Annotated in this window: 14 protein-coding genes; 5 read left to right on the top strand and 9 right to left on the bottom strand. The window is 71.0% G+C overall.

Going from position 1 to position 15,955, the window contains the following annotated elements; genetic code table 11:
- Window positions 1-68 precede the first annotated feature (68 nt).
- The 3 genes from OG413_RS15035 (at window position 69) to OG413_RS15025 (ending at window position 2,430) form a co-directional block, all read left to right on the top strand.
- Window positions 69-1,052: a fatty acid desaturase gene (locus OG413_RS15035; protein ID WP_266805898.1), complete on the top strand. Its 984-nt coding sequence runs from the start codon at window positions 69-71 to the stop codon at window positions 1,050-1,052.
- Entirely contained in the window at window positions 1,049-1,735 is a 687-nt protein-coding gene (locus tag OG413_RS15030) for a TetR/AcrR family transcriptional regulator (protein ID WP_266805896.1), read from the top strand. The genes OG413_RS15035 and OG413_RS15030 overlap by 4 nt, the downstream gene beginning before the upstream one ends.
- An 89-nt stretch (window positions 1,736-1,824) precedes the next feature.
- Entirely contained in the window at window positions 1,825-2,430 is a 606-nt protein-coding gene (locus tag OG413_RS15025) for a Uma2 family endonuclease (protein WP_266810157.1), read from the top strand.
- Window positions 2,431-2,455: 25 nt separating this feature from the next.
- Here the strand turns inward: OG413_RS15025 and OG413_RS15020 are convergent, their stop codons facing one another.
- Entirely contained in the window at window positions 2,456-3,352 is an 897-nt protein-coding gene (locus tag OG413_RS15020; protein WP_266805895.1) for a trans-aconitate 2-methyltransferase, read from the bottom strand.
- Between the two features lie 88 nt (window positions 3,353-3,440).
- On the opposite strand from OG413_RS15020, the gene OG413_RS15015 reads away from it, so the two are divergent.
- Entirely contained in the window at window positions 3,441-3,938 is a 498-nt protein-coding gene (locus OG413_RS15015) for a MarR family winged helix-turn-helix transcriptional regulator (RefSeq protein ID WP_266805894.1), read from the top strand.
- Here the strand turns inward: OG413_RS15015 and OG413_RS15010 are convergent.
- Window positions 3,897-4,706 (bottom strand): response regulator transcription factor, encoded by an 810-nt coding sequence (locus tag OG413_RS15010; RefSeq protein ID WP_266805893.1) that lies wholly within the window; start codon window positions 4,704-4,706, stop codon window positions 3,897-3,899. The two genes, OG413_RS15015 and OG413_RS15010, sit on opposite strands and share 42 nt — an antisense overlap.
- Before the next feature lie 306 nt (window positions 4,707-5,012).
- Between OG413_RS15010 and OG413_RS15005 the strand changes: the two genes are divergently transcribed.
- Window positions 5,013-5,489 carry a GNAT family N-acetyltransferase gene (locus OG413_RS15005; RefSeq protein ID WP_266805891.1) on the top strand — a complete coding sequence of 159 codons (477 nt, stop codon included), beginning with the start codon at window positions 5,013-5,015 and terminating at the stop codon, window positions 5,487-5,489.
- On the opposite strand, the gene galK is transcribed toward OG413_RS15005, so the two are convergent.
- The 7 genes from galK to OG413_RS14970 form a co-directional block, all read right to left on the bottom strand.
- Window positions 5,431-6,711: a galactokinase gene (gene galK / locus OG413_RS15000; protein WP_266805890.1), complete on the bottom strand. Its 1,281-nt coding sequence runs from the start codon at window positions 6,709-6,711 to the stop codon at window positions 5,431-5,433. The two genes, OG413_RS15005 and galK, sit on opposite strands and share 59 nt — an antisense overlap.
- On the bottom strand, window positions 6,708-7,688 hold the full coding sequence (gene galE, locus OG413_RS14995) for a UDP-glucose 4-epimerase GalE (RefSeq protein WP_073725920.1): 981 nt from the start codon (window positions 7,686-7,688) through the stop codon (window positions 6,708-6,710). Before galE ends, galK begins: the two co-directional genes overlap by 4 nt.
- Window positions 7,685-8,728 carry a galactose-1-phosphate uridylyltransferase gene (gene galT, locus OG413_RS14990; RefSeq protein ID WP_266805887.1) on the bottom strand — a complete coding sequence of 348 codons (1,044 nt, stop codon included), beginning with the start codon at window positions 8,726-8,728 and terminating at the stop codon, window positions 7,685-7,687. Before galT ends, galE begins: the two co-directional genes overlap by 4 nt.
- Window positions 8,729-8,966: 238 nt before the next feature.
- Complete coding sequence (locus OG413_RS14985) at window positions 8,967-9,665, bottom strand: LuxR C-terminal-related transcriptional regulator (protein WP_266805885.1); 699 nt, start codon at window positions 9,663-9,665, stop codon at window positions 8,967-8,969.
- Window positions 9,666-9,921: 256 nt separating this feature from the next.
- Window positions 9,922-11,880, bottom strand: coding sequence for a PQQ-binding-like beta-propeller repeat protein (locus OG413_RS14980; protein ID WP_266805884.1), 1,959 nt, complete (start codon window positions 11,878-11,880; stop codon window positions 9,922-9,924).
- 85 nt (window positions 11,881-11,965) lie between these two features.
- Complete coding sequence (locus OG413_RS14975) at window positions 11,966-13,897, bottom strand: PQQ-binding-like beta-propeller repeat protein (RefSeq protein WP_266805883.1); 1,932 nt, start codon at window positions 13,895-13,897, stop codon at window positions 11,966-11,968.
- 235 nt (window positions 13,898-14,132) lie between these two features.
- Window positions 14,133-15,875, bottom strand: coding sequence for a PQQ-binding-like beta-propeller repeat protein (locus OG413_RS14970; protein ID WP_266805882.1), 1,743 nt, complete (start codon window positions 15,873-15,875; stop codon window positions 14,133-14,135).
- Between the last annotated feature and the right edge of the window lie 80 nt (window positions 15,876-15,955).

Genomic DNA, 15,955 nt, shown 5'->3' with positions numbered 1-15,955 from the left:
GCCGTAGGTTACGGAAGCGTAGCCAGGGCCATCCGTCGTATATCTCCTCACCCCACAGAGGATTCCCCATGCCGACCAGCCCCGATGTGATCGACGATCCCCAGCCGGCCGCGGAGGGCCGCGCACTCCCTCCCGCCACGCTCGGCGGCGACAAGAAGCGGTCGGTCGAGCAGATCGCCCTGCTGCTGTTCATCGTGGTGCCGTTCCTGGCCCTGGTCGCGGCGGTGCCGCTGGCCTGGGGGCGCGGTGTCAGCTGGCTCGATCTGGGTCTGCTGGTGGCGATGTACTACCTCGGCTGCCACGGGATCACGATCGGCTTCCACCGCTACTTCACGCACGGCGCCTTCAAGGCGAAGCGTCCGCTGCGCCTCGCGATCGCCGTCGCCGGGTCGATGGCCGTGGAGGGTCCGCTGGTGCGCTGGGTGGCCGACCACCGCAGGCACCACCGGTTCTCCGACGCGGAGGGCGACCCGCACTCGCCGTGGCGGTTCGGCGAGAGCCTGCCGGCCCTGATGAAGGGCCTGTGGTGGGCCCACATCGGCTGGATGTTCGACGAGGAGCGGACGTCGCAGGAGAAGTACGCGCCGGACCTGGTCAGGGACCCGGCCCTGGTCGCGATCTCCCGGCACTTCCTCACCTTCACCATCGTCTCGCTGGCGATCCCGCCGCTGGTCGGCGGTCTGGTGACGATGTCCTGGTGGGGTGCGGCGACCGCGTTCTTCTGGGGTTCTCTGGTACGGGTGGCGCTGCTGCATCACGTCACCTGGTCGATCAACTCGATCTGCCACGCGGTCGGCAAGCGCCCCTTCAAGTCCCGCGACAAGTCCGGGAATGTGTGGTGGCTGGCGGTCCTGTCCTGCGGCGAGTCCTGGCACAACCTGCACCACGCGGACCCGACGAGCGCCCGGCACGGGGTGATGCGGGGCCAGGTCGACTCCAGTGCCCGGCTGATCCGCTGGTTCGAGCGGCTGGGCTGGGCGTACGACGTGCGGTGGCCGGACGCGGCCCGTATCGACTCCCGGCGCAAGCGTGTACCGGCCGACGCGGCATGATTGACGACGTGGCGACCGACGGAAGCACAAGCGGCGAGAAGAGCAGACCCTCCCCCACGCGCCGGACCCGACGGGTCCGGATGACCGGCAAGGAGCGGCGCGAACAGCTGCTGGACATCGGACGCACCCTGTTCGCCGACAAGGGTTTCGAAGGCACATCGGTGGAGGAGATCGCGGCCCGCGCCGGGGTCTCCAAGCCCGTCGTCTACGAGCACTTCGGCGGCAAGGAGGGCCTGTACGCCGTCGTGGTCGACCGTGAGATGCGCCAGCTGCTGGACATGGTGACGGGCGCCCTCACGGCGGGTCACCCGCGCGAACTCCTGGAGCAGGCGGCGTTCGCGCTGCTCGACTACATCGAGACGTACACCGATGGCTTCCGCATCCTGGTCCGCGATTCGCCCGTCGCCCAGTCGACGGGCACGTTCGCGTCCCTGATCAGCGATATCGCCACCCAGGTCGAGGACATCCTGGGCCTGGAGTTCAAGGCCCGCGGCTTCGAACCGAAGCTGGCCCCGCTGTACGCGCAGGCGCTGGTGGGCATGGTCGCGCTGACCGGCCAGTGGTGGCTGAACGTCCGCAAGCCGAAGAAGGCGGAGGTCGCCGCCCATCTGGTGAACCTGGCCTGGCACGGACTGGAGAACCTGGAGTCGAAACCCCGCCTGATAGGCCACCGGAAGAACTGAGCCGACGCGTCACTCGTTGCGGTGACGACTCGGGAAACCCACCCGTACTGTGGTCAACAGGGCCAAGAATCCCGCCCATGGGAGGAACCATGACCGCCGAGTCGACCGCCGCGCACAGTTCCCGCTGGCCGGTGCCGCCCCAGGGCGGCTACACCGTGGACGATCTGTTCACGTTGCCCGATCTCCCGCCGCACACGGAATTGCTCGACGGGAGCCTGGTCTTTGTGAGTCCACAGCGGATTTTCCACAGCCGCATGATCGACCTGCTGATGTACGGCCTGCGGGCCGGCGCTCCCCGTGAAGTGAAAGCCGTCCGGGAGATGACCGTCGTCCTCGACCGTCGCAACGGCCCCGAGCCCGACGTCTCCGTCATTCGCGCCGAGGCCGAAACCGGGAGCCTGGAGCAGACGTCCTACAACGCCGCCGACGTCCTTCTGGCCGTCGAAGTGGTCTCCCCCGACTCCGAGGCCCGCGACCGTGAGACGAAGCCGCAGAAGTACGCCGGGGCAGGCATCCCGAACTTCTGGCTGGTCGAGATGGCCGGAACCGACCGGCACCCGGTCGTGCGGGTCTACGAGCTGGACCCGGTGACGAAGGCGTACGCGCTGACCGGGATCCACCACGACCGCCTCAAGACCGGCGTCCCGTTCCCCATCGACATCGACATCACGCTGGACGCGCTCAATCAGCTCTGACACCCGTACACCGGCCGGCCGTAGGTCATCGGCTCCGCTTCCGCGCCACCGCGAAGATGCGGCGGAACGGGAACACCGTGCCGTGCGGGCCCGGCGGGTACGCGGCGCGGAGCAGGTCGCGGTATTCGGCGAGGAACGCGTCGTGGGCTTCCCGGTCGTCGGCGAGGGCGGTCAGGACCGGGCGCAGGGCGGTGCCCTTGACCCAGTCCAGGACCGGGTCGTCGCCGGGCAGGGTCTGGAGGTAGGTGGTCTCCCAGACATCCGCCTCGCAGCCCAGGTCCTGGAGCCGGGCGAGGTAGTCGGCGGGTGGGAGGACGGCGGCCGTGCGGTCGCCCACGCCGTGCAGCAGGGGGCGCCAGCGGTCGGATTCGCGGAGGGCGGCGAGCAGCGTGTGGCTGGGGGCGGTGAAGTTGCCGGGGACCTGGAAGGCGAACGTGCCGCCGGGGGCGAGGGCGTCCAGCCAGACCGGGAAGCGGTCGGCGTGGCCGGGGAGCCACTGGAGCAGGGCGTTGGAGACGATCAGGCCGTACGTCTCGGTGGGGGTCCAGGTCGCGGCGTCGGCCCGCGCGAAGTCGAGGAGGGGGCGGGCGTGGGCGGCGGCCCGTTCCAGCATCTGCGGGGAGTTGTCGTAGCCGGTGACGCGGGCCCGCGGCCAGCGGTCGGCGAGGAGTTCGGTGACGTTGCCCGCGCCGCAGCCGAGGTCGGCGATACGGGGCGCGGGGTGGCCGGGCAGGTCGCCGACGCGGGCCAGGAGGTCGCGGAACGGGCGGGTGCGGTGGTCCGCGTGGCGCAGGTACTGCTGCGGGTCCCAGGTGGGCGAAGGTGTGGGGGTGGAAGCGGGGGCTGTGGCGGGTCCGGGGATCGGTTCGGGGATCGGGTCCGGGAGGTATTCCGGGAGGGGTTCCGGGGTGGGGTCGGTCATGGGAACAGGATCGGCGGACAAGTATCTTGATGTCAAGACACTTGAATTCAAGAGACTTCATGTCGACAGACCCTCTACACTGATCGACATGGAGGACGAGGTCGACCGACTGGTCGCTGCATGGCGCCGAGAGCGCCCCGACCTCGACGTGGAACCGCTCGAGGTCCTCAGCCGCGTCTCCCGCCTGGCCCGCCACCTCGACCGGGCTCGCCGGATCGCGTTCTCCGAGCACCACCTGGAGCCGTGGGAGTTCGACGTCCTCACGTCGCTGCGCCGCGCGGGCGACCCGTACCAGCTCTCGCCCGGCCAGCTGCTGACCCAGACCCTGGTCACCTCGGGCACGATGACCAACCGCATCGACCGGCTGACCAAGAAGAACCTCGTCGAGCGGCTGCCCGACCCGAGCGACCGGCGCGGTGTGCTCGTCCGGCTGACCGCCGAGGGCCGCGACAAGGCCGACCAGTCACTGGCCGGACTGCTCGCCCAGGAGCGCGCCATCCTCGGCGAGCTGTCCCGTCACCAGCGGGCCGAACTCGCCGGGCTGCTACGCCAGTTGACCGCCCCGTTCGACAACGTCCCGGGCTAGGGCGACGGCGCCCCCGGTCAGTTCGGCGACGTTCCCGGACAGCTCGGCCGGGCCCACCCCGGCCCGTCTGGCCAGCGCCACGGCGGCGAGCGTCGAGTGCACGCCCAGCTTCCCCAGCACGTTCTGCATGTGCGTACGCACCGTGTGCGGGGACAGGAACAGCCGCTCGGCGACCGCCTTGCGGCCCAGCCCCGCCACCATGCAGCGCAGCACCTCGCGCTCGCGCGGGGTCAGCGCCTCCACCAGCCGTTCGCTCTCGGTACGGTGCTTGCGCGCCGCGGTGAGCTCCCGCAGGACACCGGTAAGCAGGGCGGGCGGCAGATGCGTCTCGTCCCGCAGCACGCCCCGTATCACCGCGAGCAGCCGTTGCAGCGAACAGTCCTTGGCCACCCAGCCCGAGGCCCCGGCCTGGAGCGCCCGCGCCGCCCGGTGGGGGTCGTCCCTCTCGGCGAGCACCACCGTACGGACCGACGGGCGGCCCGTACGGACCCCGGCGACCAGCGAGATGCCGTCGACCGGACCGTTCTCCCCGTGCTGCGGTACGGGGACGGGACGGGCTCCGTCCGTGGCCAGGATGCCCAGCTCGGCATCGATCAGCATCACGTCGTAACCGTGGCCCTCGGCCGCCGCGCGGTCCAGGCAGCGCAGCGCGGCCGGACCGCTGCCGGCCGCCGCCACATCGACGTCCGGTTCGGCCGCGAGCGCGGCGGCGAGCGACTCGGCGAAGATACGGTGATCGTCGACCACGAGAACCCGGATTCGCGCCACAGACATCCCCTTCGGCCGGGACGGGCCGGTACGGGTACGACACCCGGAACATCGAGGTGGTGGTCCACAGCCCCACGGCCGCCGCCGTGTACCGGCTGCCACCCCATCCGGGCGTCGTACCCGACTGTCTCGTCCCCTGAATCGACACCGGCCCCCACCGGTGCTGAGCATCAGCGTACGGGCGGGGGCCGACGGGGGAAGGTGATTCGCGGAACTGGTGGCCCACGGTGTTCCGCCGGTCGGTCCTGGACCGGCCGGCACATGGGGGCCGCCCCCCATGTGCCGGCCGGTCTTAGGGTGTGCTGCATGTTCCGTCTTGAGACAGAAGTAGACAGAGAACGTCGCATTCTGCTGAACGGGCGTCTGCGGGACGACAACAGAGCCGACTCACCGGAACTGCGCGCACTGCTCTCCACCCCCGCCGAGCACGAAGTCCCCCTGGAGGTATGGGTCCTGGACGAGCGGGGCGGGATCGTCGGCGGGCTGACCGGACGGACCTGGGCGTACTGGCTCCATGTGGAGCTGCTCTGGGTCGAGGCCACCCACCGCGGCATCGGCCTCGGTTCACGGCTGCTCGCCGAGGCCGAACGGGTGGCCCGTACGGAACGGTCCTGCACCGCCTCCCGGCTGGAGACCTGGGACTTCCAGGCCCCCGGCTTCTACCGGAGACACGGGTACGAAGAGGCCGGGCGGGTCGACAACTACCCGCCCGGCATCACCGAGTTCATCCTGACCAAGCAGCTCGGACGAGCCGGCGGGCGCCCGCCGACGGCACCGCGGTGAAGACGCCCGGGGCGGCGTAACCTGCCGAGGCGAACGCCTCCCGCACGGAGTCGGTGACCGCTTCGGCCCGCGCCCGGTCCACCAGCACGATCGCCGAGCCGCCGAAGCCGCCGCCGGTCATCCGGGCCCCGAGCGCCCCGGCCGCGTTCGCCGCCGAGACCACCAGATCCAGTTCCGGGCAGGAGACCCGCAGGTCGTCCCGGAGCGATTCGTGGCCCGCGTCGAGTACCGGGCCGACGGCGCGTACGTCGCCCGCGTCGAGCAGGGCGATGACCTGCTCGACACGCCGGTTGTCGCCGACCACATGGCGTACGCAGCGCACGACGGACTCGTCCGCCCCGGACGCGGCGAGGGTGTCGAGCGCGGCGCCCAGACCGTCGTACGGGAGATCGCGCAGGGTCCGTATGCCGAGGATCCGGGCGCCCTCCTCGCAGGCCGCACGGCGCTCGGCGTAGGCGCCGTCGCCGAGCGCGTGCTTGACCCGGGTGTCGACGACCAGCAGGGTCAGCCCCTGGGCGGCCAGGTCGAAGGGGACCTGGCGCCCGCTGAGGTCGCGGGTGTCCAGATACAGGGCGTGGCCCTCGGTGCAGCAGGCGGAGGCCATCTGGTCCATGACCCCGCAGGGCACGCCGACGAACGCGTTCTCGGCGCGCTGGCCGAGCACCGCGAGCTCGGAGGCGGTCAGGCCGAGCTCGAACAGGTCGTTCAGGGCGAGCGCGGTGACCACTTCGAGGGCGGCGGACGAGGAGAGCCCGGCGCCGGTGGGAACGGTGGAGGTCAGCTGGATGTCCGCGCCGGTGACCCGGTGGCCCGCCTCGCGCAGCGCCCAGACCACGCCTGCCGGGTAGGCGGCCCAGCCGTGGCCCGCGTGCGGGACCAGCTCGTCGACGCGGAGCTGGACGACGCCGCCGGGGACGTCGGTGGAGTGCAGCCGCAGCTCGCCGTCGGTCCGCCGGGCGACGGCCGCGCGCGCGGTGTGCGGGAGCGCGAGCGGCATCACGAAGCCGTCGTTGAAGTCGGTGTACTCACCGATCAGGTTCACCCGCCCGGGTGCCGCCCAGACCCCTTCGGGCGCGGTCCCGTACAGCTCGGTGAAGCCGGCGACCAGCTCGGTGTTGTCGGCATCGGCGGTGGTCACGGCCTCGGCGGCGACCGGCGCGGCGTCCTGCGCGGAGGGCTGTGCGGCGGCCTGCGCGGCGGCCTCGGTGGTGGCTTCCGTCATGGGGTGGTGGGCTCCTCTCGGCGGGCGAACGCCCAGGCGTCGGCGATGATTCCGGCCAGACCGGCGCGGGACGGCTGCCAGCCGAGGCGCTCCCTGGCGGCGGTGGCGGAGGCGACGAGCACGGCCGGGTCACCGGCGCGGCGCGGGGCCGCGGTCTCGGGGACGGGGTGGCCGGTGACCTGCCGGGCGGTCTCGACGACCTCGCGCACCGAGAAGCCGTTGCCGTTGCCGAGGTTGCAGATCAGGTGTTCGCCGGTGGTGGCCGCGCCGAGCGCCAGGAGGTGGGCCTCGGCGAGGTCGGCGACATGGATGTAGTCGCGGACGCAGGTGCCGTCCGGGGTCGGATAGTCGTCACCGTAGACGGAGATCGACTCGCGCTGCCCCAGGGCGACCTGGAGCACCAGCGGGATCAGGTGCGACTCGGGGGCGTGGCGCTCCCCGCAACTGCCGTACGCGCCCGCCACGTTGAAGTAGCGGAGCGAGACGGCGGCCAGGCCGTGCGCGGCCGCCTCGCCGCTGATCATGTGGTCGACGGCGAGCTTGGAGGCACCGTACGGGCTGGTGGGCGCGGTCGGGTCGGACTCCGTGATCGGGCTGGAGACCGGCTCGCCGTAGGTGGCCGCGGTGGAGGAGAAGACCAGGGTCCGCACCCCGGCGTCGCGCATCGCGGCGAGCAGGGCGAGGGTGCCGCCGACGTTGTTGACCCAGTACTTCTCCGGGTCGACGACGGACTCGCCGACCTGGGAGTACGCGGCGAAGTGCAGCACCCCGTCGTAGTCGGGGTTCAGCCACTTGGCCGCGTCCTGAATGCGGCCCTCGATGAACTCGGCCCCGTCCGGGACCCCCTCCCGGAACCCGGTGGACAGGTCATCCAGGACGGTCACCGCGTGTCCGGCCTCCAGGAGATGCGCGGCGACCACGCTGCCGACATATCCCGCGCCACCGGTCACCAGGTACTTCTTCTGGGGGTTGCTCACTCGCTCGCTACCTCTCGCAGTCGCTGGGCCGCGGCTTCCGGCGGCACGTCGTTGATGAACACACTCATGCCGGACTCGGAACCCGCGAGGAACTTCAGCTTGCCGGAGGTACGTCGAATGGTGAAAAGCTCCAGATGGAGTCCGAAGTCCTCCCGACCCGGGACCCCGAACGGCGCCTGGTGCCAGGCCGAGATGTACGGGGTCGGCGGTTCGCCGGGGCCGAAGATCCGGTCGAATCGCCTCAAGAGTTCCAGGTAGATCTGTGGGAACTCTGTGCGGGCGGCCCCGTCCAGCTCGCGGAGGTCGGGGACGCGGCGGCGCGGGTGGAGATGGACCTCGTACGGCCAGTGCGCCGCGTACGGCACGAAGGCGACCCAGTGCTCGCCGCTGAGCACGATGCGCGAGCCGTCCGCCTCCTCGCGGGCCACGACGTCCTCGAAGAGGTTGCGGCCGGTCTCCTCGCGGTGCCGGTGCGCGGAGCGCATCATCAGCTCGGTGCGCGGGGTGACGAAGGGGTAGCCGTAGATCTGGCCGTGCGGGTGGCCGAGGGTCACCCCGATCTCGGCGCCGCGGTTCTCGAAGCAGAAGACCTGGGCGACCTGGTCCAGCTCGGCGAGCACGGCGGTGCGGTCGGTCCAGGCCGCGAGGACCAGGGCGGCCTGTTCCTCGGTGAGGTCGGCGAAGGACGCCCGGTGGTCGGAGGTGAAGCAGACGACCTCGCAGCGGCCGGAGTCACCCGCGAGGGAGGGGAAGCGGTTCTCGAAGACGGCGACGTCGTAGTGGTCGTCGGGGATCTCGCTGAGCCGCCCGTCCCGCGAGGGGCAGAGCGGGCACTCGTCCGCGGGCGGGTGGTACGTACGCCCCTGCCGGTGCGAGGCGATAGCCACCGAGTCGCCGAGGAGCGGGTCGCGGCGGATGCGGGACGAGGTCGCGACCGGGTCGAGGGGGCGGCGGTCGACGGCTTCGCGGACGGTGTCGTCCGCGGCGTCGTAATAGATCAGCTCACGGCCGTCGGCGAGGGTCGTAACCGTTTTCTTCACCAGGTTCCTCCAAACATAACCACACATAATTAATCACAAGCAAACATGCTCGTCAATGATGTGGCGTCCGGTCGGCGACCAGGGGTGTGGCAGCCAGGGTTGCGGCGGAACAAGGGTGCGGCAGCCCGGGGTTCGGGGCGGACAGCAGAGTTCGGCGAGGAGGTGCGCGGGTGCACCTCCTCGCCGGCTCGATCACAAACGAACAGGGAGCCCCAAGGATCACGCGGCCGGCGGGGACTCAGCCGAGCGTGCCCGGCCCCCGCGGCGCGCCCTCGGCCGCCCGGTCCAGCAGTCCCGTACGGGCCGCGAGGGCCGCGGCCTCCAGCCGGGAGCCCACACCGAGCTTCATCAGCAGCCGCTGCACATGCGTACGCGCGGTGCTCGACGCGATCCCCATCCCGGCGGCGATCAGCCGGGTGTCCTCGCCCTCCGCGACCCGGACCAGCACCTCCGCCTCGCGCGGCGTGAGCATCTGCAACAGCCGGCGGCCCTCGTCGTCCGGCTGGACCGCCGGGTTGAGCAGTTCGGCGAAGGCTGCCCTGAGCAGCTGCGGGGCGATGGCGCTCTCTCCGGCGCGGGCCTTGGCCATGGCCCGTTCCACGCCCTCGATCCGCTCGTCGTGCCGCACGTATCCCACGGCCCCGGCGGCGAAGGCGGCCGCGATCCCGCGCGGGCTCGGCACCGGGCCCAGGACCACCACCGCCACCTGCGGGCGCTCCCGCCCGATCCGCGCGATCGGGTCGAAGGTCCCCGGCTCGGCGGGGGACGCCGTGCCGAAGAGACAGACCTCCGGGGCTCTGCTGACCACCAGTTCCGCCGCACCGGACGTCGGCGCGGCCGCCGCGAGCACCCGGTGCCCGCGCAGTTTCAGCGCCGAGGCGAGTGCCTCGGCGAGCAGTCGGTGATCATCGACCACCATGAGCCGCACGCCGCCCATCGAACACGCCCCCAAGTCCCCCTGTGTGCCCCGGCTACCGGCCCCGGCCCGCTCGCCCCACCCCGTCTGCCCCGGCAAGCTACCCGCTTGTTCGAGGTTGCGCACCTTACCCGCCGCACGCCCCCCAGAATGCCGAATTCTGCTTTGTTCAGGGCCACTTGAGAGGCGGAAAACGATCGGCCCTGCCGGTCGGTGATCGACCGGCAGGGCCTTGGCGCGTGCCCGCGCGAACGGGTCGGCCGATGAGTGTGAGTGATCAGCTGGTGGAGAAACTGACCACCAGGTACTGCTTGTCCTCCAGCGAGCTCTCGCGGGGCTCGCTGATCATCACCTCGGACATGTACAGCCTCCCCTGGGAGTACATGATCTCGGCGTAGTCCCCGGAGAAGCTGGTCTCCGCGTCGCGGACCGCCTCCTCGCCCGGGTTCTCCATCAGCAGCGTCTGCTTGAAGGTGGAGCCGTTGATGGAGACGACCTGGCCGCCCTTGTCGTAGGGGGGCTGCTTGTACGCGATGACGTTGGAGCCGTCCATCCGCAGCGGGGTCAGCGTGTAGCGGTCGCCCGCGTCCGCCCTGCCGCCGACGATCTTGCCGGTGGTCAGGTCGAAGGCGACGATCTCGTTGGTGTCGCCGTAGTCGCCGCCGCCCTCGTGCTCCTCGGTCGGCACGTAGATCCGGTTGTTGCCGACGGCCAGGTGCTGGCACTGCTCGACCTCGGTGGAGCCGCAGCGTGCCGCGTACTTGTCGCCGTCGGCCGAGATCCGCACGATCAGCTTGCCGGTGGCCGCGTCGATCGAGAAGAAGTCCGAGATGCTGCTGCCGTCACCGGCGGTGTCGCCGACGTCGGCCGCGACGACCAGCGGCTTGGTGGAGACGATGCTCGCGTACTCGACGCCGGTGGGCATCTTGAACGAGGAGATCGGCGCGCCGGTGGCCGGGTTCAGGGCCTGGATGGTGAGCTGCGGCTCGTCGTACGTGCCGCACATGCGGACCACGGCGAGGGCCTCGCCGCCGCCGTACCCCTTGTCGTAGCAGCCGTCGGTGGTGACCTTCGGCTTCCACAGCTCGGCGCCGGTGGTGAGGTTGAAGGCGGCACCGCCGCTGGTGCCGCCCGCGGCGACCGTGGTGCCGCTGAGCGTGACCTCGTCGAATCTGATCGGCTCGTCACCGCTGGTGGCGGCGGTGACCGACTTGCTCCACAGCAGCTTGCCGGTGGCCAGGTCGAGCGCGCCGACCTGGTTGCACGGCTGGTACTTCTTCGCCTTGGTCGGCTTGCCCGCCTCGAACGTGATCGCCGTCTTGAAGTCCTTGCTCATGTGCCGGGAGGCGGCGCAGAGCTGACCGGGCAGCGGGATGGACCAGAGCTTGGTGCCCTTGGCCGAGTCGTAGCCGACGATCTCGTTCACGCCGGTCTTCACGTACGCCTTGTCGGTGAGCCAGGAGCCCGCGACCGCGGTGACGTCCGTGACCTTCGGCTGCGGAAGCTGGAATCCGACCTTGGACTTGGTGTTCGTGGGCGCCTTCTCGTCGCCGCCGACGAGTCCGTCGCCCTCGGCGCCCTTGTCCTCGCCGCCGGTGGTGCCGGTGGAGGCCGCCTCGGTGCCGCCGTCCTTGTCGTCACCGCCGCCGGAGGCGTAGATGACGCCGCCGCCGATGATCAGCACCACGGCGACGGCCGCGGCGACGATGATCTGCATCTGGGTGGTGAACTTCTTGCCGCCGTTCCCGCCCTGCTCCGGGACCAGGTACTGCGGCTGCATCGGCTGGGTCGGGTAGCCGTACCCCTGCTGCGGAGGCATGCCGGGCTGCCCGGACGACGGTCCCTGCGGGTAGCCGTAGCTGCCCTGCGGTCCGTTCGGGTAGCCGTACCCGTTGGGCTGCGGCGCGGGCGGGGGGACGTAGCCGCCCGCACCCGGGGCGGCCGGGTAGCCGTAGCCACCGGCGGGCGGGGTGGGCGGACTTCCGTAACCCCCGGCAGGCGGGGTCGGCGGACTCCCGTAACCCCCGGCAGGCGGGGTCGGCGGACTCCCGTAACCCCCGGCAGGCGGGGTGGGCGGACTTCCGTACCCACCGGCGGGCGCGGCCTGCGGCGGCTGCTTGCCGAAGGCGTCCGACGGCGGCGGGGTCGGGTCGCCGAACCCATCGGGCGGCGGGTCCTGCGGGGCGCCGAATCCGCCGGGGGACGGCTCGTTCGGCGGCTGGGGCGGCTGCGTCATGGCGTACGTACCTCGGGAGAAGGGGGTGTGTGGGGTCGAGGCCGGTGGCTTTCGGCCGTGTTCCGTCGGGTGCCGTCGTGAACCGTCACTTGCCGAACACCATCATCGTCTTCTGCTCCATCTCCTTCTTGTCATTGGTCGCGCTGATGCGCCCGCTCATGACGAAGGAACGGCCGCCCGCGTAGGCGATCTTGGACGTGAAGAAGCTGCTCTCCAAGCGGGTCGTCCCGTCCGGGTGCTGAAGCACGACGCTGGGGGTGCCCCCGGCCGGCGGGAGCGTCGCGATCGCCCCGCCCTTGTCGTACTTCGCCTCCATGTAGAGCAGCACGTTGCCGCCCTCCATGCGCAGCGGCTGAAGCACCCGCTCCGCCGGGGCGTCCGCCTTCCACTTGGTCTTGCCGGTGTTCAGGTCGAAGGCGACGACCTTGTTGGTCCGGCCGGTGCCGCTGGTGTCGGCCTCGGTCGCGATGTAGAAGGTGTTGGCGTCGGCGGCGACGCCGCTGCACCCTTCGAGCTTCTCGCCGAAGATGCTGAAGTCGTGGCCGCAGTTGGTGGAGAGCTTGTCACCCTTGTCGCTGATCAGCTGGGAACGGAGCGTGCCGTTCTCCTTGAGCGCGACGATGGACCACTGCTTCTTCTTCTCGTGGGTGAGGGAGACGACCAGCGGGCTCACCGAGTAGACCTTCTTCACCTCCCAGCCACGCGGCGGCTGGTACGTCCACTTGGCCTTGCCGGTGGTGGGGTCGAGCTCCTGGATCTGGTGCTGCGGGTTGTTCAGGTCGTCGGTGCGGCAGCTGGTCGCGGCGATCAGCTTCGGGCCGCCCGCGAACGCGAAGGGCTGGCAGTTGCCCGACGGCTTGCCGAACAGTTCCTTGCCGTCGCTGACGCGGTACGCGTTGGAGTTGCTGGTGCGCCCGACGGTGACGGTGTCGCCGCTGATCGCGAGACCGATGTCGGACATCAGGTCCCAGGTGCCGTTCTTCGTGATCGACTTCTTCCAGCCCGCCTTACCGGTGTTGAGGTCGATCATCTGGAGGTCGGAGCAGTCGGCCTTGTCCGAAGTGCCGTTCTTCACGCCGACGACGATCTTGCCGTCGGCGGTCGGCTGGTTGGGCGTCGCGCACACATCGGCGGGAAGCGGGAAGGCCCACTTCTGCTTGCCGTCGGCCACGGAGTAGGCGGCGACGCTGCGGTACATGGCCTTGACGACGGTGTCCCCGACGATCCAGGGCCCGTACACGTCGGCGCCGTTGCCCGGCAGGTCGACGTCGTTCTGCTGGAGCCAGAGCACCTTCGCCTCGCCCGGCTTGCGCCCGGCGTTGAGGTCGTCGTCCACCGCACGGCCGTCACCGTTGCCGTCGCCCTCGTCGACCGTGGGCGAACCGCTGGGCGCCTTGGGGTCGGTGCTCCCGTTGGCGATGGGCTTCTTGTCGTCGTCGCCCCCGCCCACGGCGAACCAGACACCGGCGCCGACGACCAGGACGACGGCGAGCGCCGCGGCACCGATCACGGCGGGCTTGCCCTTGAGGAAGCCGCCACCGCCGGATCCGGCCGGGCCGCCGGGCACAGGAGCGCCGGGCACGGGCGCGCCGGGGTGCTGCTGCGGATAGCCGTAACCGGCCTGGGCCTGCTGACCGTACGGGCCCGGCTGCTGGGCGTACGGTCCCGGGGCCTGCTGACCGTACGGGCCCGGCTGTTGGGCGTACGGTCCCGGGGCCTGCTGACCGTACGGGCCGGGCTGATGGGCATACGGACCCGGGGCCTGCGCGGGGGCCTGGCCGGGCGCCTGCGGATAGCCGTAGCCTCCGGGGTCCTGGCCCGGGGCCTGCGGATAGCCGTAGCCGGGCTGTCCGGGGGGCGGCGTCTGCGGTGGGCCGGCCGGGGGCTGCGCGGGCGGCGGCGTCTGCGGTGCCTGGGGCGGCTGGGCCTGGTGCGGCGGCTGAGGAGTTCCCTGCGGCGGCCCCTGCGGAGCCCCGAAGCCTCCCTGCGGCGGTTGCTGGCTGGGCGGCTGGGTCATCAGCACGTCCCCCTTCGTGCGGTCCGGTGCCCGTTCCGGTCTCCCCCGCGATTCCGCTGGGCTGAATTCCCCTCGGAAAGGAGCGAATCGGGCATGGCTCCCGCAGTGTCACGACAGTCGAGCGGGGCTTCTTTGTACCACCCGCGACACGGCCTACACCGGGTCGGCCTGTCCCCTGTTCCCAAGGGAGAACCGCCTTGTGATGCCCTCGTTATGCCCCGGCCGGACCTGATCGTCAGTCACCGAAGGCGACCATGGTCGGCATGGCCTTCTCCTCCTCGTCGGTGCCTCCGCTGACGGTGGGATGCATGAGCAGCGTCCGTCCGTCCGCGTACGCGACCAACGGGCTGAAGAAGCCCCGCTCCACGGCGGCGGCGGACGCCGGGTGCCGCAGGACCGGTTGCGGCGTGCCCCCCGTCGGCGGGAGCGACATGATGCCACCGCCCTTGCCCTTGGCCGCGCTCAGATACATCAGCACCTTGCCGCCCTCGACGCGCAACGGCATCAGGGTCTGCCCTGCGGGCGCGGCGGCCTTCCACTTCGACGCGCCGGTTTTCAGGTCGAAGGCCACGACGGCGTTGGTGATGTCCCTCGCACCGGGCTTGGGCTTCGTCGCCAGGTAGAACGTGTCGGTGGCGGCGTCGGTCGCGACACCCAGGCAGTTGTCGAGGTTCTTGCCCTGGGTACGCAGTTCCTTGGCGCAGCTCGGCCCGTAGTCGTCGCTGCCGCCGACGAGTTGGGAGCGGTAGGTGCCATCGGAGTTGAGGACGGCGACGCCCCACTGGTCCTCCCCCTTCTTCAGGGAGACCACCGGCGGACTGACCGAGTAGAACTGGTCGACCTGCCAGCCCTTCTTGACCTTGTACGTCCACTGGACCCTGCCGGTGGCCGGATCGATCCGCTGTACCTGCTGCTCCTTGTGGTCGTCGGCCTCGGTCTGGCAGCTGGTGGCGGCGAGCGGAAGGTCGCCGCTGACGAAGCCGAACGGCTGGCAGTTTCCGGGCAGTTTGCCCCACAGCACCTTGCCGTCACTGATCCGGTAGGCGTCCGTGCGGCTGGTCCGCCCCACGGTCACGACATCACCGTTGATCGCCATGGTGACGTCGGAGAGCCCGTCCCAGGCGCCGGGCCGGTCGTAGCCCTTGCGCCAGCCGGCCTTGCCGGTGGTGAGGTCGATCATCTGGAGGTGGTCGCAGTACGCGTCGCCCGCGGTGCTGTCGTTGACACCGATGACGATCTTGCCGTCGGCGGCCGCCCGGGTCGGGGCGGCACAGACGTTGGATGCGAGTCTCAGGCTCCACTTCTGCTTGCCGTCGACGACCGAATAGGCGGACACCGTGCGGTACATGGCCTTCACCACGGTGTCGCCGACGAGCCAGGGACCTTGCGCGTCGGCGCCGTTGCGGGGCAGGTCTACCCCGTTCTGCTGGACCCAGAGGACCTTGCCCTCCCCGGCCCCGCGCCCCGCGTTGAGCTGGTCGGGCCCGGGGGCCGGACTCGCCCCGGCCCCGGACGGACCGCTCGGCGCACCGGGTTCGGCGCTCTTCTCGGCGACGGGCTTCTTGGCGTCATCGCCGCCGCTGTCGCCCTTAACCACGGCGAACCAGACGCCGCCGCCGACGATCAGGACTCCGGCGAGGGCGGCGGAAACGATGCCCACGGTCCTGCGCCGGGAACGCCCGCCGGACCCGGGGGCGCCGGATTGCGGTGGCTGCGGGGGCTGTTGGGGCTGCCCGTACGGCGGGGGCTGCGGAGGCTGCCCGTACAGCGGGGGCTGTTGGTACTGCGTAGGTTGTTGGTACTGGGGAGGCTGTCCGTACGGCTGCGGCTGAGGGGGTTGTTGGGGCTGCCCGTACGGCTGCTGCGAAGGCTGCGGAGGCTGGGACGGCTGCGGCGGCTGCCCGTACAGACCGGGCGTCGGATCGAACGGCGCCCCGAATCCTCCCTGCGGCGGTTGCTGGCCGGGCGGCTGAGTCATCGGTACGTCCCCCTCGTGCGGCCCCGTTCCGCAGGGTTCACATCAACCCCGGGCGGGGCTTCTTTCTACCACCCGCCCCG

It is taken from the genome of Streptomyces sp. NBC_01433 (assembly GCF_026340105.1).
Classification (GTDB): Bacteria; Actinomycetota; Actinomycetes; order Streptomycetales; family Streptomycetaceae; genus Streptomyces.
Note: the sequence above shows the minus strand (reverse complement) of the source record. Positions and strands in the feature narration are given on the sequence as shown.